The sequence below is a fragment of the Sphingomonas sp. genome (genome assembly GCF_019242355.1).
GTDB lineage: Bacteria > Pseudomonadota > Alphaproteobacteria > Sphingomonadales > Sphingomonadaceae > Sphingomicrobium.
Window position 1 is genome coordinate 1 of the sequence record NZ_JAFAVR010000116.1, and the last position, 23610, is coordinate 23610.

Here is a 23610-nt window from a genome sequence, read left to right on the forward strand (position 1 = left end):
CCTTCTCCTCAGTCTGGATGGCGCGCGTACGGTCGTCGATGTCGATTCCGTGGCGGTTGAACACGCGCACTTCGACCACCGTGCCGGAAACGCCGGGCGGCAGGCGAAGCGAGGTGTCGCGAACGTCCGAAGCCTTCTCGCCGAAAATCGCGCGAAGAAGCTTCTCCTCCGGGGTCATCGGGCTTTCACCCTTCGGCGTGATCTTGCCGCACAGGATGTCGCCCGGCTCGACCTCGGCGCCGATGTAGACGATTCCCGCCTCGTCGAGGTTGCGGAGCGCTTCCTCGCCGACGTTCGGGATGTCGCGGGTGATGTCTTCCGGCCCGAGCTTGGTGTCGCGGGCCATGACCTCGAACTCTTCGATGTGGATCGAGGTGAAGACGTCGTCCTTCACGATCCGCTCGGAGATCAGGATCGAGTCCTCGTAGTTGTAGCCGTTCCACGGCATGAACGCGACGAGGACGTTCCGGCCGAGCGCGAGCTCGCCGTACTGGGTCGACGGACCGTCGGCGATGATCTCCCCGCCGCGTACCGTGTCACCGACCTTCACCAGCGGGCGCTGGTTGATGCAGGTGTTCTGGTTCGACCGCTGGAACTTCATCAGCGTGTAGATATCGACGCCGCTCTCACCGGGCTTGAGGTCGCCGGTGACGCGGACGACGATGCGGGCCGCATCGACCTGGTCGACGATGCCCGGCCGACGAGCAGCGATCGCGGCGCCGGAGTCCCGGGCAACGGTCTCTTCCATGCCGGTCCCGACGAACGGCGCTTCGGCCTTGATCAGCGGCACCGCCTGGCGCTGCATGTTCGAGCCCATCAAAGCGCGGTTGGCGTCATCGTTTTCCAGGAACGGGATCAGCGAGGCCGCGACCGACACCAACTGCTTCGGGCTGACGTCCATCAGGGTGATCTGGTCGCGCGGCGCCATCAGGAAGTCGCCGTTGCGCCGCGAGGAAACGATCTCCTCGCCGAAGCCGCCGCTATCGTCGAGCTCGGCATTCGCCTGGGCGATCGTGTGCTTCGCCTCTTCCATCGCCGACAGGTATACGACGTCGTTCGTCACCTTGCCGTCGACCACGCGCCGGTACGGCGTCTCGATGAAGCCGTATTTGTTGACCCGGCTGAAGCTGGCGAGCGAGTTGATGAGGCCGATGTTCGGGCCTTCCGGAGTCTCGATCGGGCAGATGCGGCCATAGTGAGTCGGGTGAACGTCGCGGACTTCGAAACCCGCGCGCTCACGGGTGAGGCCGCCCGGCCCGAGTGCCGACACGCGCCGCTTGTGGGTGACTTCCGACAGCGGGTTCGTCTGGTCCATGAACTGCGACAGCTGCGACGATCCGAAGAACTCGCGCACCGCGGCAACCGCCGGCTTGGCGTTGATGAGGTCGTTCGGCATCACCGTCGACACGTCGACGCTGCTCATGCGCTCCTTGACCGCGCGCTCCATGCGCAGGAGGCCGACACGATACTGGTTCTCGAGCAACTCGCCGACCGAACGCACCCGGCGGTTGGCCAAGTTGTCGATATCGTCGATGTCGCCCTTGCCGTCCTTGAGGTTCACCAGCTCCTGGACGACCGCGAGAATGTCTTCCTTGCGAAGCGTCGTCACCGTGTCCTCGACGTCGAGGCCAAGGCGCATGTTGAGCTTCACGCGGCCGACCGCGGAGAGATCGTAGCGCTCGGGATCGAAGAACAGCCCGTAGAAAAGGGCGTCCGCGGTCTCGCGCGTCGGCGGTTCGCCGGGGCGCATAACGCGGTAGATGTCGGACAGGGCCTGATCGCCGTCCTCGGCCTTGTCGGCCTTCAGGGTGTTTCGGATCCAGGGGCCCGTATTGACGTAATCGATGTCGAGCAGCTCGAGCGTGCCGACGCCAGCCGCGTCAAGCTTCGCAAGATTCTCCTCGCTGACCTCGTCGCCAGCTTCAATGTAGATCTCGCCCGTCTTCTCATTGATGAGGTCATAGGCCGAGTAGCGGCCGAAAATCTCCTCGGTGGGGATGATCAGGTTCTTGAGCCCGTCCTTGGCCGCCTGGTTGGCGCGGCGCGGCGTGATCTTCTCGTTCGCCTTGAAGACGATTTCGCCGGTATCGGCATCGATCACTTCGTGGTTCGGCTTCTGGCCGCGCCAGGCTTCGGCCGAATAGGGAATCTGCCAGCCGTTCTTGCCGCGCGTGTAGATCACGCGGTTGTAAAAGGTGTTGAGGATGTCCTCGCTGGTCATTCCGAGCGCGTGCAGAAGCGCGGTGACCGGCAGCTTGCGCTTGCGGTCGATGCGGACGTTGACGATGTCCTTGGCGTCGAATTCGAAGTCGAGCCAGCTGCCACGGTAGGGAATGACGCGGGCGGCGAACAGGAACTTGCCGCTGGCGTGGGTCTTGCCGCGGTCGTGGTCGAACAGGACGCCCGGCGAGCGGTGCATCTGGCTGACGATCACGCGCTCGGTGCCGTTGATGATGAAGGTGCCGTTCATCGTCATGAGCGGCATGTCGCCCATGTAGACGTCCTGCTCCTTGATATCGATCACCGACTTGGCCTCGGTTTCGGGATCGATCTCGAAGGTGGTCAGGCGCAGCGTCACGCGCATCGGCGCCGCATAGGTCAGCCCGCGCTGGCGGCACTCGTCGGTGTCGTACTTCGGATCCTCGAGCTCGTAATGGTCGAAATCGAGGTGCGCAGTGCCGGCGAAGTCAACGATCGGGAACACCGAACGAAGGGTCTTCTCGAGGCCCGAGACATAGCCGGTCGACGGGTCGGAGCGCAGGAACTGTTCATAGCTCTCGCGCTGGACCTCGATGAGGTTCGGCATTTCCGAAATTTCGTGGATGTTGCCGAAGATCTTGCGGATTCGCCGCTGATTGCTCTTCGCCCCGGTCTGGGTCTTCCGGGGGGCGTCGATCGCTTTGGTGGCCATGTGCTTCCCTGCGCTATGCGGACGAGCACCATCCGGCGCTCCCGCTTGAGTTCCCCGGCTGGAACCGGGTGAAGAGTGGAGCGCTTGTCCCGGTCACCCTCTCCAATGCGTGCGGCCCGTGCGCTGGTTCGGGCCCTGTCCCGGAGAGGACGGGAAAAGCCCCGGGGCGCACGAAACCGTGCGGCGGAGCCGTCTATCTGTTGGATGGGGCCCATATAGTGCGATTTTCGGCGATGAAAAGAGCCCTTGCTAACGGGTTCCGATGGCGTGCGATTTTTCCGCTTCGTGCACGCCCCCGGGACCATCGGGCTGCAACGGCGCGGGGCAAAGGCGAGGCAAGTAAAGCTGTCCCAATTCTAGAATGAACCGGCAGTTTTCGCCGCGTCGATCAAAATCGGCTATCTAGTCCAGTGGCGGGAATTGGTTTACATAGGCAGTAACTGTGCGCCCCTTCTTCGTCGCGCGCGGCGAAGGAGATTCCTTCTTGACTGATGGCGGAGGGCATGCGGCGGTGGAGCAATTTCCGGACCGGGAGAATCAGGCGACCCCGACTCAGCGCTGTATCTTCATCCTGTCGATGAAGTCTTGCGGCTCGAGCGTGCTTCAGAAGCATATCTCGCGGATCGCCGGCGCGAAGCTGATGGCCAAGACGCAGCATTTCGAGAACGAGACCCTTTACTGGGTCAAGGCCGCCGCCGTGCTTGGTATCCCTCAAGTGCCAATGGAGAACAGTCGGGTACCGATTTCGATGCCTCGCGCTGAAAGGTTGCTGCGCCGGATGGTCAGCAACAATGCGCCCGACTATTCCGGCGAGCTCGAAACGGAGGCCGATATGTTCTCGGCCTGGTCTTCGCTCGTCCGCGCAGGCGGCGGCAACTTCGTCGAAAAATCGCCCCACCATCTTTATCAGCCGAAGGTCGTCGAACTGATGGAGCGCTATGCCGACCAGGAGCGCTCGTTCGACGTCAGGTTCATCGGGCTGGTCCGCAACCCAACCGACATGCTCTATTCGAGCTGGCGGCGGTTCGGCGTCCTTCCCGAGCGCGAGGAGCGCCACTGGATCCGCAGCTACAAGCTCCTGCGGTCGTTCCATGAGCGGCGGCCCGAGCTCGTCTCGATCGTCCGATACGAAGATCTCGTGGAAGGCAAGGTCGACCTGTCGAAAATGCTGGGCGTCGAGCGAATCAAAGGCTCGAACGCGGGCAAGGGCGTCTTCCATTCGGCGTCCATCCGAAAATGGCTGAGCGATTCACGCTTCGGATATACGCCCAGCGCGGAGGCGCTCGAACTGGCGAAAGCGTATGGTTACACCGAAGAGGAAGTCGTCAATCCGTCGGGCGGCCCCTGGTGGCTTCGTCGAGTGCCTCGCGCGGCTGCCTACGCCGCCTTTTCGCGCCTGCCCTTCGCATACCAGAAGCGCATGAAGTGGTCGGCCAAGGCCATCGCACGCCGCTGAGCCCGGCCCTCGACGCCAAAAAAAAGGGCGACCCCGCAAGGGCACCCATCAAAGCCATACTTCGATAGGACCCAGGGGCCGCCCAGTTTTTCCAGCCCCGGTCTTCGCCGGGGTAACGCTCAGCCCTTGCGGGCCGCTAGCTTACTTCAGCTCGACGGTGCCGCCGGCATCCTCAATCTGCTTCTTGATCTTCTCGGCCTCGTCCTTGCCGATGCCTTCCTTGACGGCCTTCGGAGCGCCTTCGACCAGCGCCTTCGCCTCGCCGAGTCCGAGACCGGTGATCGCGCGGACTTCCTTGATGACGTTGATCTTCTTGCCACCGTCGCCGGTCAGGATCACGTCGAACTCGGTCTTCTCTTCAGCGGCCGGGGCAGCAGCGCCACCGCCAGCAGCCGGAGCGGCGGCAACCGCAGCGGCGGCCGAAACGCCCCACTTCTCTTCGAGAGCCTTGGCGAGGTCAGCGGCCTCGAGAACGGTCAGTGCGGAAAGCTGGTCGACCAGCCCATTGATGTCAGCCATTTGATACTCCTTGGTGGGGCATCCGCCCCTTCTGTTGTCGTGCGTTGATGAAAAAGGTGCGGCTTATGCGGCTTGCTGTTTTCTAAGCAGCTTCTTGGGCCGCGTAAGCGCCGAAGACGCGTGCCAGCTGGGCACCCGGCTCGTTGATCGTGCGGGCGATCTTGCTCGCGGGCGCCTGGATGAGGCCCACGATGGTCGCACGCAGTTGATCGAGCGAGGGAAGCTCGGCCAGCGCCTTGATCCCGTTCACGTCGAGGACCGTGTCGCCCATTGCTCCGCCGACGATTTCGAGCTTGTCGTTCGTCTTGGCGAAATCGACCGCCACCTTGGCGGCCGCAACGGGGTCTCCGGACGTCGCAAGCGCGGTCGGACCCTTGAGAAGGTCGCCGATCGGCTTGTAGCGCGTGTCCTCGAGCGCAATCAGGGCAAGGCTGTTCTTCGCAACTTTATACTGAGCGCCGGCATCGCGCATCTTCAGACGCAGGTCCGTGGACTGCGCCACCGTCAGACCGTGGTTGCGAGTGATCACAACCACGCTCGTCTCGGTGAAGACGTTCTTCAGCTCGGCGACCAGATCGGCTTTTTGCGAACGATCCATGCCAACTCCAAAGTTTCGACCGAAGCGAGCCTCGATCGAGCTTCAACAAAAACCCAGGCCAGCCTGGGCAAACGAAGTCCGTGGGGAGTTGGATCGGCGGCGCTGCCCAAAAGCCTAAGGCCCGCAACGCACGACGGAGCAGCAAGCCGCCCCGGATGATTCCTGTCCCCGTCTAGGCTGCAGATTAAGAGGCAAGCCCCAGCAGCTGTCTCGGACGGCTGCGACGGCCGAAGCCGACGCGAACGCGCGCCTATACCGAAACGCCCGTCGAGATCAAGCTGGTGCGAGTGACTTGCAGCGTTGGCGGGCCGGCGTAGACGCGGACGAGGAGTGCTGCACCATTGAAGATCGGATTCCTGTTCAACCACGACCAGATCCACCAGGTCGCGCACAGCCTGCCGATCGCGCTCGAACTCGCGCGGTTGGCGACCGGCGCCGACATCGTCCTGCTGACGACGACGCCGCGCATCCAGGCAGAGGTCGAGAGGCTCGCCGGCGATGCGATCGGGCGCTCGCTCCGACTGCAGCCGCTTCGCTTGCGCCGATGGACTTCTCGCCTTCTGCGCGTCTTCGGCGGCCGGCTGCTCCCGGTATCGAAGCTGCTCATCTATCGCGACAATCTCGACCTCTTCAGCTCGCTCGACGTGCTGGTCGTGGCGGAGAAAACCTCGTTGCTGCTGAAGAGCCGCTACGGCCTCGACAGGCTGAAGATCGTCCACACGCGGCACGGGGCGGGCGATCGCGCCATCGGCTTCGACAAGGCGAGTGCGGGCTTTGACCATGTGCTGGTGTCGGGTCCGAAGGTGGGCGACCGGCTGGTCGGGGAAGCCGGCCTCGATCCGGGACGCATCAGCATCGTCGGCTATCCCAAGTTCGACCTCTTCGCCGAAGAACAACTCCCCAGGCCGCTGTTCGACGAAAAGCGACCAGTCGTCGTCTACAACCCACACCTTTCGCCGCATCTGTCCTCCTGGTACGCAATGGGACGACAGGTTCTCGACTGGTTTGTCGAACATCCCGAATACCAGCTGATTTTCGCGCCGCATGTGATGCTGTTCGAGCGAGCGGTGGTCTTCACGGTAGACAAGCTGCGGGTCGATTGGCCGGGCAAGCTGCCAGAGCGGGCGCTCAAGGCACCCAACATCCATGTCGACCTCGGCAGCCGAGTGTCGACCACCATGGCTTACATGAACGCCGCCGACATTTATCTCGGCGACGTCAGCAGCCAGGTCTACGAATTTCTCATCCGTCCGCGCCCGTGCGTGTTCCTGAACCCGCACCGCATCGCGTGGAACGGCGATCCCAACTTCGCGATCTGGGCCGCCGGCCCCGTGATCGAGCGGGTGGACGAACTTGGTGCGGCACTTGCCGAGGCCCGGGCACACGAGGATGACACCTACGCGCCCGTACAGCGCAAGCTTTTCGATTATTCCTTCGATCTCGGGGAGTTGCCTTCCTCGGTGCGAGCAGCCGTGGCGATTGCGCGGTTCGCAGGACTCAATTCCGATTGAGGAAGCCAAGGATCGCATCGGCCGCGATCTTCGACGGGCTGCCCTCGACGCTTCCGAAGGTTTCGAGCGCCGCCTGTCGCTGGCGCTCAATGTAGAGAGCGTGTCGACCCGGCGCTGCGGCGATGGCGGACATGAGCCCGGCCGGATCGTCGACGACATCGCCAAGGTGCCAGTGGACGAAGTTCGGATCGTTCCGCCAATCGACACGATGCGCGTTCAGGAACACGCACGGTCGCGGTCGCGCCAGGAACTCGTACACCTGGCTGCTCGAATCCCCGACATAGACATCCGACGACCAAAGATAGCTGGTGTCGATGGAGCGGTCGGATCCGGGGTCGACGACGATCGCAGGCGTCGATCGCCGTCGCCAGCGCTCCTTCGCCGCTTTTGGGCTGCGCCGGAACAGCTTCACGTGCGGTGCGACAACCAGGTTGAACATATCCTGTCGCTGGAAGCCGTCGAGCATCGGCCCGACGAAACGGCCCCACGACGTCAGCTTGGGGTCGAAATGAGGGTTGTAAAGCACCGTGGGCCGCTTCTCGGCGAATAGTGGGGCCTCGCGCTCGGCAAGCAGAGCGCCCGTTTCCAGCTTGACCGAACCGGTCAGCGCATAGTCGCCGGGCCGGATCAGCCCGTTGGCGAGCATCCGCCGCTCGGTCTTCGCGCCGGCCAGCAGGACGAAATCGAAGGCCGCGATCCTGGGAACGAAGGCATAGGCCCGGTCCCCAAATCCGTGCGGCGTATAGATCAGCTTCGGCCGCTCGATCCCCTCGTCCCGTGCCATCGCCACCGTATTCTCGACCGACACGATCGCGTCGAACCGATCTAGAACCTCGCGATTGTCGCGCTGCACGCGATGCTTGAACACGCCGAGATATTTGAGGCCGCGCAGTGCCCGGGTGACGAGCGACTCTCGAAGCCGCAAGGCCCGCGCGGGCGGCGCTCCAAACGCGGAATGGATGCGCTCCAGGTGCCGCGGCGTTGCGGGGTCAGCGTAGAAGGACGTGACGGGCCGCCCGGTCCGCCGTTCGATCTCGATCGCGATGCCGGCGCCGTGATAGCATTGGTATGCTTCGGCGATGTAGATGAACGCGATCTCCACGGTCGCCTAACTCGCCACCGGCGACGCTCTTGGCAAGTTCCGGTCCGCTAGGCAGACCCCCGCCGTGCTGATAACGGCCCGGCGGCAGCGACGAGGTCGACGAACGCATGTGCGGGATTGCAGGTTGGTACCGCAGGGGCGGCAGGCCGGTCGGCGCCGCGCTGGTGACCGGCCAGACCGATGCAATTTTCCACCGCGGCCCGGACGAGGGCGGGGTCCTGACCGACGGCGACTTCGGCTTCGGGATGCGCCGGCTCAGCATCATCGACGTCGCCGGCGGCCATCAGCCCATGGAAAGCCCTGACGGCCGCTACGCGATCATCTTCAATGGCGAGATCTACAATCACCTGGAGGTCCGGCGCGGCCTCCCCGATTATCCATTCCGGACGCACTCCGACACCGAGACGATCCTCGCCGCCTTTGCCCGCTGGGGCAATGACGCGTGGGGCCGCCTCGAGGGCATGTTCGCGGTCGCCATGTGGGATCGCAAGACGCGCAGCCTGACCCTCGCCCGCGACCCCCTCGGCATCAAGCCGCTCCACATTTCCGAACAGGACGGCGGCTTTTCCTTCGCCTCCGAGTTGAAATCGCTGACTCTGCTTCCGGGCCACGAATTTACGCGCGACGATCGCGCGGTGCACGATTACTTCACCTTCGGCCATGTGCGCCGCCCCCGCACAATCTATCGCGAGGTTCGAACCCTCGATCCCGGCCATCACCTGACGGTCGGCCCGGAAGGCGAGCCGGTCACCGGCTGCTACTGGCGGCCTCGCTTCGGTCAGACCGCGGTTCGCTCGGAGGCGGAATGGACCGAAGAAATGCGCGAGATGCTGCTCGCGACGACGGCGCGGCACATGTTGTCGGACGTTCCGGTCGCGGCCTTCCTGTCGGGCGGGATCGATAGCTCGGCCGTGCTTGCGGCGATGGTTCGGGCGTCCGACACGCCGATCACCGCCTTTACCATCGGCCACCCCGGCTCTCGCCTCGACGAGACCGACGCCGCGCGTGCAATCGCGAGCCATTTGGGCTGCGAGCATGTCGTCGCGCCGCTGCCAGTCTCCGGCGCCTCCAGCATCCTCGCGAAGGTCGAGCGCTGCTATGACGAGCCCTTCGCCGACATGGCCGCAATCCCGACCTGGTTCGTGTCCGAGCTTGCGTCGCACCGGGTCAAGGTCGTGCTGTGCGGAGAAGGCGGCGACGAGCTGTTCGCCGGCTACAAGCGTCACCGCAACGCCGTACTGCTGGAGCGCAACCGCGGCCTCGCCAGCGCCCTGTCGCCACTGATGCGCGCGGCGGGCTCGCTTCCCGCGAGCGGCAGCGCCCGGGCTAACCTGCTTCGCCAGCACATCCAGCGCCTCGGCGAGTTCGTCGGGTTGCCCGACGGTTTCCAGCAATTCTTTGCGGCTACGCAGATCAGCCGCAGCGGGCTGCGCGAGGAATTGCTCGACTCCGCCTTTGCGGAGAAGTTCGAAGGCGAGGGTTGGCGTTCGGACCTGGAGCGCGAATATTTCCCCGAGCCCGCTCTCCGCAGCCTCTCGGCACTGGAGCAATTCCTCTACGCCGACCTCACCCTCAATCTGCCTTCGCAGATGCTGACTCGCCTCGACCGCGCGAGCATGGCCCATTCGGTCGAGGCGCGCGTGCCGTTCCTGTCGCACCGGATGGTCGAATGGGCGCTGACCGTCCCGACCGACCTCAAGCTTCGCGGCCGCACGGGCAAGCGCATCCTGCGCGAAGCGATCCGCCCATGGCTTCCGCCCGAAATCCTGACCCGCCCCAAGCAGGGATTCCAGATCCCAATGGCCGACTGGCTGCGCGGCCCGTTCGGCGACGAAGCGCGGTCGATCTGGAACGATAGCGGTGCGCGCGACCTCGGCTATCTCCGCCCAGCAACGGTTGACCGCCTGTTCGCCGAGCACCGGCGCGGCGCCGCCGACCATAGCCGCATCCTCTATGCAATCACCGTCTTCGGCCTCTGGTCGTCGGGCGAGAGCGGACGCCTGAGCGGCCGGACCGCCGATGCCGCCTGACCCCGCAAGCCGCGTCCGTCCGCAAGTCTCGCTCGTCCTGCACAAGTTCAGCCGCGGCGGCAGCGACCGTGTTGCCGCCTACCTCGCCAACGGCTTCCGCGACGCCGGCATGGACGTGGAGCTCACGGTCCTGTGCCGGGGAGGGGAAGTCGAGGGACATCTCGTCGAACTCGTCGACGACATCCCGATCGTCTACCTGGGCCGGGCCAGCGGTTCGCGCGCCTGGGACCTCGTCCGCACCTTTCCGGCCCTGGTGCGGCACCTTCGCCGGCTCCGGCCCGACGCCATCGTCTCGACTGCCAACAATACGGCGCTCGCGACCGCTTTCGCGCTGAAGGCAGCGGGCCTGACCTCGCGGCTTCTCCTCAAGACCACCAACCCGATCGCGAGCTCGCGGCACAAAGGCGTCGCCAAGGCGCTCCGCCGCTGGTCCTATTCGCTGATCTTCGGCTGGACCGATCAGGTCTGGACCCTGAGTGCCGACGAGAGCGAGGAGATGCGCCAAGCCTTCCCGCGCTTTGCCCCGATCTTCCGGGACGTTCAGAACCCTTATGTCACACCCGCAATGCTCGCCTCCGTGAAGGCCGCGCCAAGGGCTGCCGGCAACACCGTCGTAACCATCGCTCGCCTCACCTCACAGAAGCGACTCGACCGCCTGATCGCGGCCTTCGCCAGGGTTCGGACTCCGCAAGCCCGCCTGCTCATCCTTGGCGAAGGCGAAGACCGCGCGGCACTGGAACGGCAGGTCGCAGACCTCGGCCTGGCGGATCGCGTGTCGATGCCCGGCTACGTCCCCGACGTCGCCGCGGCCCTCCACCAGGCAGACCTGTTCGTCCTGACGTCCGAGTACGAAGGCCTGCCGGCGGCGGTGCTGGAAGCCATGGCGGCGGACTGCCCCGTCCTCTGCACTGACTGCTTTCCGGCCGCTCGAACGCTACTGGTCCCCGCCGACGGCTGCGCAATCATCGAAGATGTCTCGCCCGAGCCGCTGGCGCGGCAGATGGGGTCCGCGCTGACAAGGCCGCGCCCGACCGGCCTGCGCGCGATTGCGGAGCGCTATTCGATCGCCAACGGCGTCCGCAGCCACGTCGAGGCACTCAGGGAAGCGCTCGACCGCGCCTGAGCCTATTTTCGCATCCAGCGCAGCAGAGAGGACCGCTGGGGCGCCGCTACAGGTTCCGTCGAACCGACGCCGTAGCCCAGCGACTTCAGGTCCCGCCCCATTCGTTCCTCCAGCCAGCGATTGGATTGCTCAAAGCGTCGCTCGATCCAGGCCGCCATTGCGGCGTCGATCACCGACTTCGCGGTCGCCTTGCCGCCGAAGACGGGAGCGGCATTGAGCTTGCCCAGCACCGCCCGCGAGGCGACGTTGGCAAATGGGACGTGCACCAGAGTGCGCTTGTTCGCGACCTGGCGCGCGCTGAACAGGTTGAGGAGCCGCGCCACCGGGATCAGCCCGCGACGGAACGACGAATTCACGGAGCCACCGGAAACCTCTGCTGGTCCCAGCTCGAATCCCAGGCGCTGCTGCATCTGCGCGAGGAGACCGGCGCGGTCCCGCACCAGGTCCTCAAAAGCGAAGACGTGCACATTCTGCAGCCCGAACAGCTCGTCGTACCTGCGGATCAACCCGCTGTAGTCGAGCTGCGAAAAGTCGAACCGCGCCTGCTTGAAGTGCATGAACCGACCCGGGAACACATATTCGTCGGGCAATAGATAGCGCCGCGCCGACGCCGTCCCGCCCTCCTTCAGATATTGCATGTACCAGGAGGCTGCCGCGTCGAGCTGGGCCCGGACGAACACGACAATCTGCGCGTCGGGCAAAGTCGCCTGAAGCCGAGCGGCGACTTCCTTGGCGATATAGGTGGATGCCGCGCCGATGTGCAGGACGCCGGACAATTCCTCCTCGCAAATCAGCGGAGGCAACGCTCCGGCCGCTTCGCCGAAGGCTGCGCGCGCGCGCTCGACGTCGAAGTGGAAGGCGTCGCCGTCGACGAACAGACCCCGCACGAGGTCACGGTCAATCAGGCGGTGGCTGATGACGTTCGGATAGACGCTTGCCTGGAACCAGGAGGTCGCTGTCTTGTGGAAGCCGATGTGGACGATGGGCCTTGCCACTCTACCGTCTCCACCGCCGCATTCGCCGCGCCAGACTGCCGCGCTGGCGGGCGAGGTTCGCGGCGAGCGAGCGGTCGATGAACTTGCAGTCGATCAGCGTCACATCGCCCGCCGCCGACAGCGTGTGCAGCCCGTCGGTATAAGGGGCGAGGGTGGGGCAGGGCTCCAGCCAGGCGGACTCCACGGCCTCGAAATCGGTTTGGTCGAGCCGGGTGATCCGAAGCCGGCGGAGACTTGCCCCATAGGTCCGTGAACAGTCCTGCAGCGGCAGGTCGATCGCCCCGTCGGCGCCAACGACGGGCGTTCCCCCCGGCCGCGCGGCACTGCCTGCCCGCACGGGATTCATCGGATGCGCGCGCCACCGGCCGGTCAGCGTCTCGGCGAAGGCGATGTTGAGTTCCCAGCCGCGCCCGGCGACCGGCCGGGCGAAGAACAGCCACCAGCGGTGATCGTGAAACAGCGGCGTCGCGTCGACCCCGTCCGCGGCGACCTCGATGCTCAGCGCTTCCTCCCATCGGTCCGGAAACGCCCGTGCCCGGTACAAGATCAGTTCGCCGGAGCGCCGGGATTCGGGCAACATCCATGTCTCGCCATCCGCTTCGAACACGAATGGATAGGACAAGTGCCAGGGCCGGCTCAGCACCACGCTTTCGCGAACGACGTTGAACTCCTCGTCCAAGGTCAATAGCTCGATCTCGCCCTTGAGCGTCCGGTAATCGAAAGTCTCGACGAAAATGTGCAGCCTGCCGTCGCGCCACAATCCGAACGGGTCCGCACGGAAGGCGAAGCGGCGCTTCGGCGGCAGCCATGTGATCTCGGCCGTCTCGAGATCCGCTCGGCGGATGTTGGTCGCCGGCCGTCTGACGATCGCGCAACGCCACATGTCCAATTCGCGCAGCACGGCGCCTGCTTCTCCCCCACCTCCGACGCACCATCCTCTGTCGAAGGACCGCGTCGCCGTCCAGAGCAGGAGCCCCTGAACGCCATGGCCGAGGCGCGCGCGGCGGAGCGGATTGCGGTCCTGCTCCACACACTCGAAAGCGGCGGCGGCGCTCAGCGGCGCGTCGTTGAGCTGGTCAATGGCTTCGCCGCCGCCGGACGCGCCGTCGATCTCCATGTCGTGCAGCCGGGCGAGTTGCGGAGCCTCGTCTCGCCGCAGGTCCGCGTATTCGAGGTCGATGGCAGCGCCTTGCGGGACCATCTCAAGTGCGATCCCCCCGATGCGCTGCTTGCCGGGGCCGCCGCGATTCACGGCCTCGCCGTTCGCTCGATGCCCCGGCCGCGCTCGTTCCCACTCATACTGCGTGCGAGCAGCCACCCGTTTCGTGCCTTGCCCTGGTCCATGCCCTGGCAGAAGCTGCGCGAGCAGGCGCGCCGTCGCCCGCGGATTGCCCGCTATCGCGAGGCAGACCTCGTCATCGCCGTCTCGCAGGATGTCGCCGCCAGCATCAAGCGGGCCCTTCCCTTGGTACGGGTGATCGTCAGCAACGACCCCGTCGTCACCGATCGCTTCCTGGCCGGCGCCGACGCGCCAATCACACTGCCCTGGCCGAGCGACACGGAGATTCCGCTCATCCTCGGCATCGGTCGCCTTGCACTGGCCAAGGATTTTCCGACCCTGCTCCGAGCGTTCGCACTGCTTCGGGCGACGCGACCGGCGCGGCTCGCGATCCTCGGCGGCGGCTCGGCGGGCGATCGCGAGTCGCTGCTCCGGCTTGCCCGCAAGCTCGGTATCCAGGCCGATCTCGCGCTTCCGGGCGAGACGGGAACGGTCGCCGCGTGGCTGCACAATGCGAGCCTGTTCGTCTCCTCGTCGCTATGGGAAGGCTCGTCGGGGGCGCTGATCGAGGCGCTCGCGATGGGCTGTCCGGCCGTCGCCACCAGCTCCGTCGGAAGCGCCGTGGAGCTGCTGCGTAACGGCGAGCTCGGCGCGATCGTCCCGGCCGGCGACCCGAGCGCAATGGCAGCTGCCATGGCCGCACAGCTTGACCGCCCGCCCGAGAGCTCGCGGCTGGTGGCCGCGGCGTCCCCCTACAGGGATCATAACCAGGCGGCCGACTATCTCGCCGCCATCGACGCGTGCGTCCGCGACTTCAGGAGGTGATCTCCCGCTCACCGGGCGGTCCGACCAGCATCCGTGCCGCGGACCAGGCGAGCTGGCCCGTCAGAAGTGCCGAGGTCGCAATGGAAGCAATGGCCGCGCCTTTGGCGCCCATTGTCGGCAACAGAATGCCAAGCAGCGCCAGGTAAAGCACGGTCCCGATGACGCGCACTCGGAGCACCCGTCCCGATCGGCCATGAGCATTATGCAGCGGCTCGAGCGCGAACCCGGCGAGAATGAAGGCGGAGGAGATTGCCAGCAGGACCAGGAACGGCTGAGCGAACATGAACTGCGGCCCAGCGACCAGCTTGATGAGCAGCTTGCCGGCGAAGACGCAAATCAGCACCAGCAATGTCGAGAATGACAGCGCCACCCAGGTCGTCCGAAGCACCAGCTTGCGAAGCGTCGCGCGATCATTGCTCGCGACCAGCCGCGCCAGCTCGGGATAGAGGGCCCTGGTGATCGTCTCCGTCGACTTGCCGATGCCCGACGCGAGCCGGTCCGCGAGCCGGAAGCCGCCCGCCGTCGCCGGCCCAGCCACCGCGCCGACCGCGAGCGTGCCCGCCTGCAGCCAGAAAAAGCCCAGCGAGCTCGACAGGCTGGTCTGGATCATGAATTTCCAGAGACCCGGATTCTCCTTGATCGCGCCCCGGTAGGCTGCACGTCCGAGCGAAACGCGGCTGCCGTGGATCAGGATCGCCGACGCCCAGGTGGCGATCATCTGCCCGACGGACGCGAGCGCCCACACGATCAGATAGGCGTTGACTCCTCCCCCCAGCAGCCAGGCGATCAAGGCGCCGATCACCCGGATGATCGGCGACATTGCCTCGCTGAAGGTCAGCAGGTCGAACCGGTCGAACAACCGCAGCATGCCGGTCGGAGTGGCTCCGCTCGACAGCAGCAGCACGGCGGAAAACAGCGCCGCCTGATTCTGCTCCGGCCGAGCCCAGTGGAATAGGGGCGCGACCAGATAAGCGGCCGCCGCAGCGATCGCCGCGCCGAGAACCGCGCTCCCCCAATCCAGCATCGCCGTGAAGCCGAGCACTCGCGCCAGGCGGTCATGCTCCCGGGCCGCGGTGTGGATCGCGCCAAAGCGGATCACGCCTTTCCAAGACTGGAACTGGATGATGTTTGCGATGAGCTGGCCAAAGGTCAGGATCAGCGTGAACATGCCGAATCCGTCCGGCCCCAGCCCGCGCGCGGCAAGGCCGAGATAGACGATGCTGGTGATGCCAGTGATCCCGCGACCGCCGAGAAGCCAGCCGATGTTGCGGACGAGGCGCAGGCCGAGACCGCCGCGCCGGTCGGCAGGCTCGACCGCAATGTCGGCCGGTTCGCTCTTCGCAACGGGTTCCAAATCGCCGTCCCGCTTGGCAGACCGCCGCGCGCCCGCCAAGGCGGTTTCGACAAGGCCCCGATCATAAGCGGGAGGTGGTTTTTCGTGTGTGGGATTGCCGGCTTCATCGAGCCTCGCCCGCTTGACGGCGGTGCGGCGGCGCTTGCCGCATCGATGGCGAACGCCATCGAGCATCGTGGCCCCGATGATTCCGGAACCTGGATCGACGCCGACGCCGGTATCGCGCTCGGTCACCGCCGCCTGTCGATCATCGATTTGTCCCCCGCCGGGCACCAGCCCATGGCGTCGCCCAGCGGCCGGTTCGTCCTTGTCTACAATGGCGAGCTCTACAATTTCCGGGAGATCCGAGCCGAGCTCGACGAGATCGCGGGCGGCATCCAGTGGCGCGGCGAGTCCGACACCGAGGTCCTTCTGGCGGCGATGGACCAATGGGGCGTCCGCGCCGCGCTCGATCGCCTCAACGGGATGTTCGCCTTTGCTGCCTGGGACCGATCGTCGCGCATCCTGACCCTGGCCCGAGACCGGATGGGGGAGAAGCCGCTTTATTACGGCACGTCCGGCGGCGTCTTCATGTTCGGCTCGGAACTGAAAGCCCTGCAGGCGCATCCCGCATTCACCGCCGAGCTCGACCGCGATTCGATCAGCAGCATGCTGCGCTACGATTATGTGCCCGCGCCGCATTCGATCTGGAAAGGCATTGCAAAGCTCGAGCCTGCGCATTTCATGGAGATCGCGGATGGCGGCCGAACGGTCGGGAAGCCGCGAGCCTACTGGGATCTGCGCAAGATCGCCGCGCGTGGGGTTGTCGACCAGCTCCCCGACGGTCCGGAACTGACGTCCGACCTCGAATCACGGCTGCTGGATGCGGTCGGCCGCCGCATGGTCGCCGACGTTCCCCTCGGCGCCTTTCTGTCCGGTGGAATTGATTCCTCGCTGATCGTCGCCATGATGCAGGCCCAATCGGATCGTCCGGTGCGCACCTTCACCATCGGCTTCGACGTTGCCAAGTTCGACGAGGCGCCCCAGGCCAAGGCGATCGCGGGCCATTTGGGCACCGACCACACCGAGCTTTATGTCACCGCCCGGGACGCCCTCGACGTCATCCCGCGAATCCCGGCGATCTGGGACGAGCCGTTCGGCGACAGCTCGCAAATCCCGACGTTCCTGGTCAGCGCGATGGCCCGCCGCGACGTGACGGTCGCGCTGTCCGGAGACGGCGGCGACGAGCTGTTCGGTGGCTACGCACGATACAAGTCCACCCCGCGCATATGGTCCAGCCTGTCGCGATACCCGCGCGGCGTCAGGGCCGCCGTCGCGCAGGGCCTCGGCGCCATCGGGGGCGGGTCGGCAGCGCCGGGGGCACTCGGCCGCGCCGCGATCATCGTCGGGTCGGGAACGTTCGAGGACCTTTATCAATGGAAGCTCTCGCGAGCGCAGCGGGCCGACCCGCTGGTGCTAGGCGCAAGCGAGCATGTGCTCGCCGCCTCCGGTCCGATCACCTTCGTCGACAAGCCGGCGGACAAGATGATGGTTCGCGACCAGCTTCATCATCTTCCCGACGATATCATGAGCAAGGTCGACCGAGCGGCAATGGCTGTCTCGCTGGAAACTCGGGCGCCGTTCCTCGACCATCACCTGGTCGAGTATTCCTGGCGCCTGCCCTTGTCGGCCAAGCTCAATGCGGATGCTGGCAAGCTGATCCTGCGCAGGCTGTTGCGCCGGCACTTGCCCGACTCAATCATTGACCGGCCGAAGATGGGCTTTTCCGTGCCCGTCGAGGAATGGCTGCGGGGTCCCTTGCGCGGCTGGGGCGAGGAGCTCCTGCGCGAGCAGCGGCTGCGGCGCGAGGGCATTCTGGAGCCAAAACGGGTGCGCCGGCTCTGGACTCAGTTCCTCGCGGGCCACAACCGGCGGGATCGGATCGTGTGGAACCTGCTGATGTTCCAGCTCTGGCACGAGACGGCTGGAGCGGCAACGAGGAATGGTGCCGGCTGAGGGATTTGAACCCCCGACCTTCGGTTTACAAAACCGCTGCACTACCACTGTGCTAAGCCGGCCCGAGGCGAGCATTTGGGTCAAAGAACGCCGAAGGTCCAGCCTTCGCTGCGTGCGATCACGGGCGTCAGTCCCTCTGGATTGAACGCATTCGGCTCGCCGGTCGCGAGCTGGCGCATCCCGGCCGCGGTCACCAGTGCATCGGTTTGGTGGTCGTTAGGCTCAAAGCGCAGCCGCGCTGGAGGGCTTCCGAGACCTTCGAGAGCGCGGTTGAGATCCGTCCGGCTGCGCAGCTTGGTGCCGCTGAGGCCTGCGCGACGCAGGTAGATTCGCGTGTAGATCTCGACGATCGCGCTGCCCTGCGCGGGTAGCGTGTCCATCGGCCAGATCGTCACCCTGCCGTCGAGCCGGTGAAGGAAGCGCATCCCGGCGAAGCTCGCCTTTGCAACCTGCGCCGCGCCGATCGCGTCGTAAGCGGACGCCGTCTTGCGGCCGCCTTGCGCGTTCAGCCGGGCATCGCATTGGCGAAAGCGGACGAAATCGGCTTTCACGCCGTCGGCAATGCCGAAATAAAAATGCCGCCGATGCGCAATCTCGAGGAAGCTGGCCGCGCCCAGGTCCTCGTCGTCGCACTTGCCGTCGACATAGGCCCAGAACTCGCGAGCAGTGGTCGGAACGCCGGGCTCGCCGAGCAAATATTCGCCTTTTTCGATCAGCGGCGGAGCGAAGCTGAAGTCGAAGCCGAATAGAGTCGGCCTCCGCGCCGCATCGTCGATCAGCCAGGCCAGAACCTCCTCGCGTGACCAGACATGATCCGGCCGCACCAGCCGCGGCGGGCCGTCAAGCAACGCCCGACCGATCGCGATCCCCTTGTGACGGCGTCCCTTCGCCCCCGACCAGTCGATCGCGACGAAGCTTTCGAACCGGCTCACGTCTGCCGGCGCGTCCGGGCCTTGGGTCGTGCGGCGGCCCAATCCCGCGCCTCCGCAATCACCTCGCGCACGCGATCGTCGTCCGCGCAATCATAGCGAACGAGGACCGCGGGCCAGCCCTCGTAATGCGCCGTCTGCCAGAAGCTGTCCGGGTCCGTGACCTTCAACAGTTCGACGCGGTCCTCCGCAAGGGACAGCACGAACGACGTGTCGGCCTCATGCCCTCGCGACAGGAACGCCCGGCCGTTGGCGGCGACTTTGACGGCCGGCATGCCATACGTCGTTCCCGTCTCGGTCCCTGGAAGCGACAGCGCGAAGGCGGCCGCCTCCTCCCAGGTCATGGGCTCAGACCAATGGCGGCTGGCCGTCGCCCGGTTCCGCGGGCGTGCTGCGCAGGCGTCGCGGCGGCGGCGGGGCAGGCGGTGTCCCCGGCCCGGTCATGCGATCGGCCCAATGGTCGGCCACCCGGCCGGCAGCGTCGCGCCCGCCAAGGCCGAAAGACAGCGCAGTAGCGACCGCCGCCGAGCCGAGGATCAGGCCGAACGCAAGCATCACGATCTGGTCGGCAAGGCCCATGAACGTGAGGCCGATCGCCGTGAACAGCGCGATGATCGCATAGCGGATGATGGTCTGGGCGAAGCCGCCCTCGCCGGTGCCGCTGCCAACCAGGTTTGCGACGATCCGGGCAAGGAAGATGCCGACAACGATGATCAGCGATCCGAAGATCACCTTGCCACCAAGCTCGGTCACTTGCGCGAGGAAGATGGCGATGGTCCCGCCGCCGAGCTGCTTGGCGGCCTCGATCGAGGCCGCGAGCACGATCGCGACCATCGCTACGTTGGCGACGATGCGCGATGGCCGCGTGTTTGCCGGAATGACTCCGGTCGACATGATCGCCTGGTCGAAGCCGGTCGGCGGCAGGATCGCCTCGATGATGGTCTTGAGGAAGCGGGCGGCGATGAAGGCGATGCCCAGCCAAAGCGCTGCGGCCAGCACCCGCGGGATTGCCGCGAGGATCTGGTTGAGCATATCGATCGCCGGCCCGGAGATCGCTTCGATACCCAGCACCTGGAGAGCCGCAATCGCGACCGGGATGATGATCAATGCATAAACCAGAACGCCGGCGGCGCGGGCGAGACTTGCGCGCGTCGCAGCAGGGGCGGCTCCTGGCGGCACGGCGCTGGGATCGGTCCGGACGGTGCCCTCGGTATCGCCGACGCCGATGCGCGCCATGATGCCATCGACATTCGTGGCGATGAGAACCGTCTCGACCAGCCTTCGGACGATGCGGGCGACAATCAGGCCGACGAAGAAGATCAGCCCGGCGCCAATCAGGCGCGGCAGGAACGCGAAGATCTCGGTGACCAGTTCGTTGATTGGAGCGAGGATCTGGCCAATGCCGAGGAATTGCAGCGCTGCCATGATTCCGACCAGCCAGATGATCAGCTTGGCGACCGTGCCGAGCTGATGGCCCACGGTCTCATCGGGTGTGCCGGTGATGTGCTTCTTGAGCGCCGGGGTGCGGTCAATCGCCCGCTGCAGGACCCATTTGACGGCCCGCGCGACGATATAGGTCGCGACTAGGATCAGAAGGGCAATGAGGACCTTGGGTCCCCAGAACATGAACTGGCTTTGCCAATAGGCGCCCTGATCGACCTGATACATGAGCTCGCTCCCTGTTGCCCTGAAGGCCTCAACTATCGTCGGCGGGGCTTTGTTGCAGTTCCTGCCGTCGCTTGTCCCAATAGGTCAGCCGTTCCCTCACGCGCGCTTCGAAGCCGCGGTCGGTCGGCTCGTAAAAGGTATGCCTCTCCATCTCCTCGGGCCAGTAATCCTGACCGGAAAAGCCCTCCTCGGCGCTGTGATCATAGGCATAACCCTTGCCGTAGCCGACCGTCTTCATGAGCCGCGTCGGTGCGTTGAGGATGTGCATGGGCGGCATCAGCGAGCCGGTCTCCTTCGCGCTTCGCCAGGCCGCCTTCTGCGCCATGTAGGCCGCGTTCGATTTCGGTGCGGTCGCGAGGTAGAGGCAGGCCTGGACGATCGCGAGTTCCCCCTCCGGCGAGCCCAGGAAATCATAACAGTCCTTTGCGGCGAGGCATTGGACCAGCGCCTGCGGGTCTGCCATTCCGATGTCCTCGACCGCTGCCCGGGTCAGGCGGCGCAGGACGTAGAGCGGCTCCTCGCCCGCAACGAGCATCCGCGCCAGATAGTAGAGCGCAGCCTGCGGGTCCGAGCCGCGGATACTCTTATGAAGCGCCGAAATGAGGTTGTAATGGCCCTCGCGGTCCTTGTCGTAGACCGGAACCCGGCGGTGGAGCAGCTCGGACAGCTCCGCGGGGCCGAGCGGCTCATCGATGCCGACGGAAAACAGGGTTTCGACCTGGTTGAGCAAGAAGCGGCCGTCGCCGTCCGCGCTGGCGATCAGCGCGTCGCGGGCCTCCGGCGTCAGGGGCAGCGGACGATCGAGGATCGCCTCCGCTCGGCGGATCAATTCCTCGAGCGCCTGATGGTCGAGGCGGCGCAGGATCAGCACCTGGCAACGGGACAGCAGAGCGGCGTTGAGCTCGAAGCTCGGATTCTCGGTCGTGGCTCCGACGAGGGTAACGGTGCCATCCTCGACATAGGGCAGGAAGCCGTCCTGCTGCGCGCGGTTGAAGCGGTGGATCTCGTCCACGAAAAGCAGGGTCTGCTGGCCGGCGCGAGAGGCCGTCCTGGCTTCGGCGAAGAGCTTCTTGAGGTCCGCGACGCCGGAGAAGACTGCGGAGATGGCGACGAAGCGAAGGCCGACCGCATCGGCGAGCAAGCGGGCTATGCTGGTCTTGCCGGTGCCGGGCGGGCCCCACAGGATCATCGACGACAGCCTGCCCGCCGCGACCATTCGACCGATCGCACCTTCGGGGCCGGTCAGATGCTCCTGGCCGACGACTTCATCGAGCGATGACGGCCGCAAGCGATCGGCGAGCGGGGCCGCGCCGGCCGTATTCTCGGGTGGCTGGGCGATCACATCGTCTGCGAACAGGTCGGCCATAAGCGCCTCTAAATAGGCCGATAGACGAAAAATTCATCAGGGCCTTGTGTCAGATGCATCTAAGATATATCTAAGAACTATCGAAAGGAAAGCGTAATATGCGACATCACCGTCATTATGGCTGCGGACCGCGCGGCCGCATTCAATTCAATATTCCCGAAGGCCTGTTCGCGATGGGCGGGCGCGGCGGCCGGGGCAGCTGGGGTCCGTTCAGTTTCGACTTCGGCGGAGGGCACGAGGGCTGGAGCGCTGACGGGCCGCGCCGCCGCCGCCGCTCGCACCTTAGCGCCGGCGACCTGCGCCTGCTGGTTCTGTTCCTGATCGCCGATAAGCCGCGCCACGGATACGATGTGATCAAGGCGGTCGAGACGCTGAGCGGCGGCCAATATGTGCCAAGCCCGGGCGTCATCTACCCGACCCTTACCATGCTTCAGGACTTGGGTCATATCGAGGAGGTGCCCGAGGAGGGGTCGCGCAAGACCTATCAGGCCACCGATGAGGGCCGCGCATGGTTGGAAGAGCAGGCCGAGGCGATGCAGGACCTGATGCTGCGGCTCGACGGACTCGGCGACGGAAGCCAGCGCGGCGGCAAGAACCCCCACCTCGGGCGAGCCGTCGGCAACCTGATGACCGCGCTTCGCAACCGGGTCAGCAACGAAGGCTGGGACGAGGAGCTGGTTCACGAGATCACTGCGATCCTGGACGATGCCGCCCAGCGGATCGAGCGGCTCAAGTAGCCGGGCTCAGCGGCCCGTCATTCGGGACAGACGCTCGCGCTTGACGATCGCCCGGCCATAGGTCCGCAGCGCCACGGCGTTGATGCGGTCCCAGTCCATGGTCTGGGCGATCGCAAGCCCGCCTTCGCCGTGTTGCCGGCGCAGGTCGGGGTCGCGCGCATAGGCTTCCAGCGCGGCCGCGAAGCCGTCGACGTCGCAAGGGTCAACCAGCGTTCCCGTCTCGCCGTCGCGGACGAGGTTTGTCGCTCCGGTTGCCTCGGCCGCGACAACCGGGAGCGCGCAGGCCATCGCCTCGAGGGTGACGTTGCCGAACGCCTCTGTCACCGACGGGTTGAGTAGGACGTCCGAGCTCGCGAGCGCGCGGGCAAGGTCCGTTCCTGTCAGCTGGCGGAGGAAGATCGCTTTCGGCAGCTGCTGCTCGAACCATGGTCGCGCCGGCCCTTCGCCGATGACCAGAACACGGTGCTTGAGACCTCGTTGCGCAAACTCGTGGATTGCGTCGGCGAAGACGTCCAGGCCCTTTTCCATGACGATCCGCCCAAGAAAGCAGACGACCAGCTCGTCGTCGGCGATGCCCAGCGACCGCCGCCAGTCCATGTCGCGGCGCTCCGGATTGAACTGGGCGCGGTCGATCCCCCTGGTCCAGATCGCGATCTCACGGTTCATGCGCTGGGCACGAAGCACGGCGGCGGTCGATTCGGCCGGCGCCAGGATTGCCTCGCAGCGGCGGTACAGCCTGCGCAGCAGCATCCGCACCAGTGGCTCCAGCCACTGCAGGCGATAATAAGCCAGATAGGTCTCGAACCGCGTGTGGACCGAGGCGACCGCCGGGATCTTGCGCGCGCGCGCCCAACTGACCGCGCGGTGGCCGATGATGTCGGGCGCAGCGATATGGACGACGTTGGGCCGGAAGTCGGCAAGGTCGCGGCGCACCCGTGCGCTGAGGCCGAGCCCGAGCCGGTACTCGGGGCGCCCGGGGATCGCCACCGAGGGAACGCTCACCAGGTCGCCGGTCGGCTCGAACGCCGGCTCCGCGATCGTCGGGGAATAGATGCGAACCTGCGCGCCCTGCTTCAGCAGATAGCCGACAAGGCGGTTCAACGCCTGGTTGGCGCCGTCCCGAACATAATTGTAATTGCCCGAGAAGAGGGCGATCCTGAGGTCGCTCGGCTGCACGGCGGACGGCTGTAATGTTCCTCGCGGTAAAGGCAA

The 23610-nt window shown here is 65.7% G+C and carries 19 protein-coding genes and 1 tRNA gene; 7 read left to right on the forward strand and 13 right to left on the reverse strand.

Annotated features, from left to right (window positions below; translation table 11 throughout):
* On the reverse strand, positions 1 to 2911 hold a 2911-nt coding region (gene rpoB / locus JOZ79_RS05515), incomplete at its 3' end, for a DNA-directed RNA polymerase subunit beta (RefSeq protein ID WP_294071727.1).
* A 484-nt stretch (positions 2912 to 3395) separates the two neighbouring features.
* Here rpoB and JOZ79_RS05520 point away from each other — a divergent pair.
* Positions 3396 to 4367, forward strand: coding sequence for a sulfotransferase (locus JOZ79_RS05520; RefSeq protein WP_294071728.1), 972 nt, complete (start codon positions 3396 to 3398; stop codon positions 4365 to 4367).
* A 141-nt stretch (positions 4368 to 4508) separates the two neighbouring features.
* On the opposite strand, the gene rplL is transcribed toward JOZ79_RS05520, so the two are convergent.
* Together rplL and rplJ are read right to left on the reverse strand one after the other, a co-directional pair.
* Positions 4509 to 4886 (reverse strand): 50S ribosomal protein L7/L12, encoded by a 378-nt coding sequence (gene rplL, locus JOZ79_RS05525; protein ID WP_294071730.1) that lies wholly within the window; start codon positions 4884 to 4886, stop codon positions 4509 to 4511.
* 82 nt (positions 4887 to 4968) lie between these two features.
* Positions 4969 to 5484 carry a 50S ribosomal protein L10 gene (rplJ, locus tag JOZ79_RS05530; protein ID WP_294071733.1) on the reverse strand — a complete coding sequence of 172 codons (516 nt, stop codon included), beginning with the start codon at positions 5482 to 5484 and terminating at the stop codon, positions 4969 to 4971.
* A 341-nt stretch (positions 5485 to 5825) separates the two neighbouring features.
* Between rplJ and JOZ79_RS05535 the strand changes: the two genes are divergently transcribed.
* Positions 5826 to 6995, forward strand: coding sequence for a hypothetical protein (locus JOZ79_RS05535; RefSeq protein WP_294071735.1), 1170 nt, complete (start codon positions 5826 to 5828; stop codon positions 6993 to 6995).
* On the opposite strand, the gene JOZ79_RS05540 is transcribed toward JOZ79_RS05535, so the two are convergent.
* Complete coding sequence (locus JOZ79_RS05540) at positions 6982 to 8097, reverse strand: hypothetical protein (RefSeq protein ID WP_294071737.1); 1116 nt, start codon at positions 8095 to 8097, stop codon at positions 6982 to 6984. The genes JOZ79_RS05535 and JOZ79_RS05540 overlap by 14 nt on opposite strands.
* Before the next feature lie 107 nt (positions 8098 to 8204).
* Here JOZ79_RS05540 and asnB (JOZ79_RS05545) point away from each other — a divergent pair, with 107 nt between their 5' ends.
* Together asnB (JOZ79_RS05545) and JOZ79_RS05550 are read left to right on the forward strand one after the other, a co-directional pair.
* Complete coding sequence (asnB, locus tag JOZ79_RS05545; protein ID WP_294071740.1) at positions 8205 to 10127, forward strand: asparagine synthase (glutamine-hydrolyzing); 1923 nt, start codon at positions 8205 to 8207, stop codon at positions 10125 to 10127.
* On the forward strand, positions 10117 to 11250 hold the full coding sequence (locus tag JOZ79_RS05550; protein ID WP_294071742.1) for a glycosyltransferase: 1134 nt from the start codon (positions 10117 to 10119) through the stop codon (positions 11248 to 11250). Before asnB (JOZ79_RS05545) ends, JOZ79_RS05550 begins: the two co-directional genes overlap by 11 nt.
* Before the next feature lie 2 nt (positions 11251 to 11252).
* Here the strand turns inward: JOZ79_RS05550 and JOZ79_RS05555 are convergent, their stop codons facing one another.
* On the reverse strand, positions 11253 to 12245 hold the full coding sequence (locus JOZ79_RS05555) for a hypothetical protein (protein WP_294071744.1): 993 nt from the start codon (positions 12243 to 12245) through the stop codon (positions 11253 to 11255).
* A 1-nt stretch (position 12246) separates the two neighbouring features.
* Positions 12247 to 13146, reverse strand: a complete 900-nt coding sequence (locus JOZ79_RS05560) for a formyl transferase (RefSeq protein WP_294071746.1) — start codon at positions 13144 to 13146, stop codon at positions 12247 to 12249.
* 84 nt (positions 13147 to 13230) lie between these two features.
* On the opposite strand from JOZ79_RS05560, the gene JOZ79_RS05565 reads away from it, so the two are divergent.
* Positions 13231 to 14349, forward strand: a complete 1119-nt coding sequence (locus tag JOZ79_RS05565; RefSeq protein ID WP_294071748.1) for a glycosyltransferase — start codon at positions 13231 to 13233, stop codon at positions 14347 to 14349.
* Here the strand turns inward: JOZ79_RS05565 and JOZ79_RS05570 are convergent.
* Positions 14339 to 15703, reverse strand: a complete 1365-nt coding sequence (locus JOZ79_RS05570; protein WP_294071750.1) for a lipopolysaccharide biosynthesis protein — start codon at positions 15701 to 15703, stop codon at positions 14339 to 14341. The two genes, JOZ79_RS05565 and JOZ79_RS05570, sit on opposite strands and share 11 nt — an antisense overlap.
* 84 nt (positions 15704 to 15787) lie before the next feature.
* On the opposite strand from JOZ79_RS05570, the gene asnB (JOZ79_RS05575) reads away from it, so the two are divergent.
* Positions 15788 to 17698, forward strand: coding sequence for an asparagine synthase (glutamine-hydrolyzing) (asnB, locus tag JOZ79_RS05575; RefSeq protein ID WP_294071752.1), 1911 nt, complete (start codon positions 15788 to 15790; stop codon positions 17696 to 17698).
* Here the strand turns inward: asnB (JOZ79_RS05575) and JOZ79_RS05580 are convergent.
* The 5 genes from JOZ79_RS05580 to JOZ79_RS05600 all read right to left on the reverse strand — a co-directional run bounded on the left by JOZ79_RS05580 (position 17686) and on the right by JOZ79_RS05600 (position 21661).
* Positions 17686 to 17760: transfer RNA gene (locus tag JOZ79_RS05580), tRNA-Thr, on the reverse strand. The genes asnB (JOZ79_RS05575) and JOZ79_RS05580 overlap by 13 nt on opposite strands.
* A gap of 18 nt (positions 17761 to 17778) precedes the next feature.
* Positions 17779 to 18630 (reverse strand): hypothetical protein, encoded by an 852-nt coding sequence (locus JOZ79_RS05585; protein WP_294071754.1) that lies wholly within the window; start codon positions 18628 to 18630, stop codon positions 17779 to 17781.
* Positions 18627 to 18971, reverse strand: a complete 345-nt coding sequence (locus tag JOZ79_RS05590; protein ID WP_294071757.1) for an MmcQ/YjbR family DNA-binding protein — start codon at positions 18969 to 18971, stop codon at positions 18627 to 18629. The genes JOZ79_RS05585 and JOZ79_RS05590 overlap by 4 nt, the downstream gene beginning before the upstream one ends.
* A 4-nt stretch (positions 18972 to 18975) precedes the next feature.
* Complete coding sequence (locus tag JOZ79_RS05595; protein WP_294071760.1) at positions 18976 to 20295, reverse strand: mechanosensitive ion channel; 1320 nt, start codon at positions 20293 to 20295, stop codon at positions 18976 to 18978.
* A gap of 28 nt (positions 20296 to 20323) precedes the next feature.
* Positions 20324 to 21661, reverse strand: a complete 1338-nt coding sequence (locus JOZ79_RS05600; RefSeq protein ID WP_294071762.1) for a replication-associated recombination protein A — start codon at positions 21659 to 21661, stop codon at positions 20324 to 20326.
* Positions 21662 to 21759: 98 nt separating this feature from the next.
* Here JOZ79_RS05600 and JOZ79_RS05605 point away from each other — a divergent pair, with 98 nt between their 5' ends.
* Positions 21760 to 22398 carry a PadR family transcriptional regulator gene (locus JOZ79_RS05605; RefSeq protein ID WP_294071765.1) on the forward strand — a complete coding sequence of 213 codons (639 nt, stop codon included), beginning with the start codon at positions 21760 to 21762 and terminating at the stop codon, positions 22396 to 22398.
* Positions 22399 to 22404: 6 nt separating this feature from the next.
* Here JOZ79_RS05605 and JOZ79_RS05610 read toward each other — a convergent pair whose 3' ends face one another.
* Entirely contained in the window at positions 22405 to 23574 is a 1170-nt protein-coding gene (locus JOZ79_RS05610; protein WP_294071767.1) for a glycosyltransferase family 1 protein, read from the reverse strand.
* Positions 23575 to 23610: the final 36 nt, after the last annotated feature.

Coding starts and splice junctions, on each gene's coding strand:
- rplJ (WP_294071733.1), bottom strand. CDS start 5,484: ATGGATCGTTCGCAAAAAGCCGATCTGGTCGCCGAGCTGAAGAACGTC.
- JOZ79_RS05595 (WP_294071760.1), bottom strand. CDS start 20,295: ATGTATCAGGTCGATCAGGGCGCCTATTGGCAAAGCCAGTTCATGTTC.
- JOZ79_RS05590 (WP_294071757.1), bottom strand. CDS start 18,971: ATGACCTGGGAGGAGGCGGCCGCCTTCGCGCTGTCGCTTCCAGGGACC.
- JOZ79_RS05550 (WP_294071742.1), top strand. CDS start 10,117: ATGCCGCCTGACCCCGCAAGCCGCGTCCGTCCGCAAGTCTCGCTCGTC.
- asnB (WP_294071740.1), top strand. CDS start 8,205: ATGTGCGGGATTGCAGGTTGGTACCGCAGGGGCGGCAGGCCGGTCGGC.
- JOZ79_RS05605 (WP_294071765.1), top strand. CDS start 21,760: ATGCGACATCACCGTCATTATGGCTGCGGACCGCGCGGCCGCATTCAA.
- JOZ79_RS05600 (WP_294071762.1), bottom strand. CDS start 21,661: ATGGCCGACCTGTTCGCAGACGATGTGATCGCCCAGCCACCCGAGAAT.
- JOZ79_RS05565 (WP_294071748.1), top strand. CDS start 13,231: ATGGCCGAGGCGCGCGCGGCGGAGCGGATTGCGGTCCTGCTCCACACA.
- rplL (WP_294071730.1), bottom strand. CDS start 4,886: ATGGCTGACATCAATGGGCTGGTCGACCAGCTTTCCGCACTGACCGTT.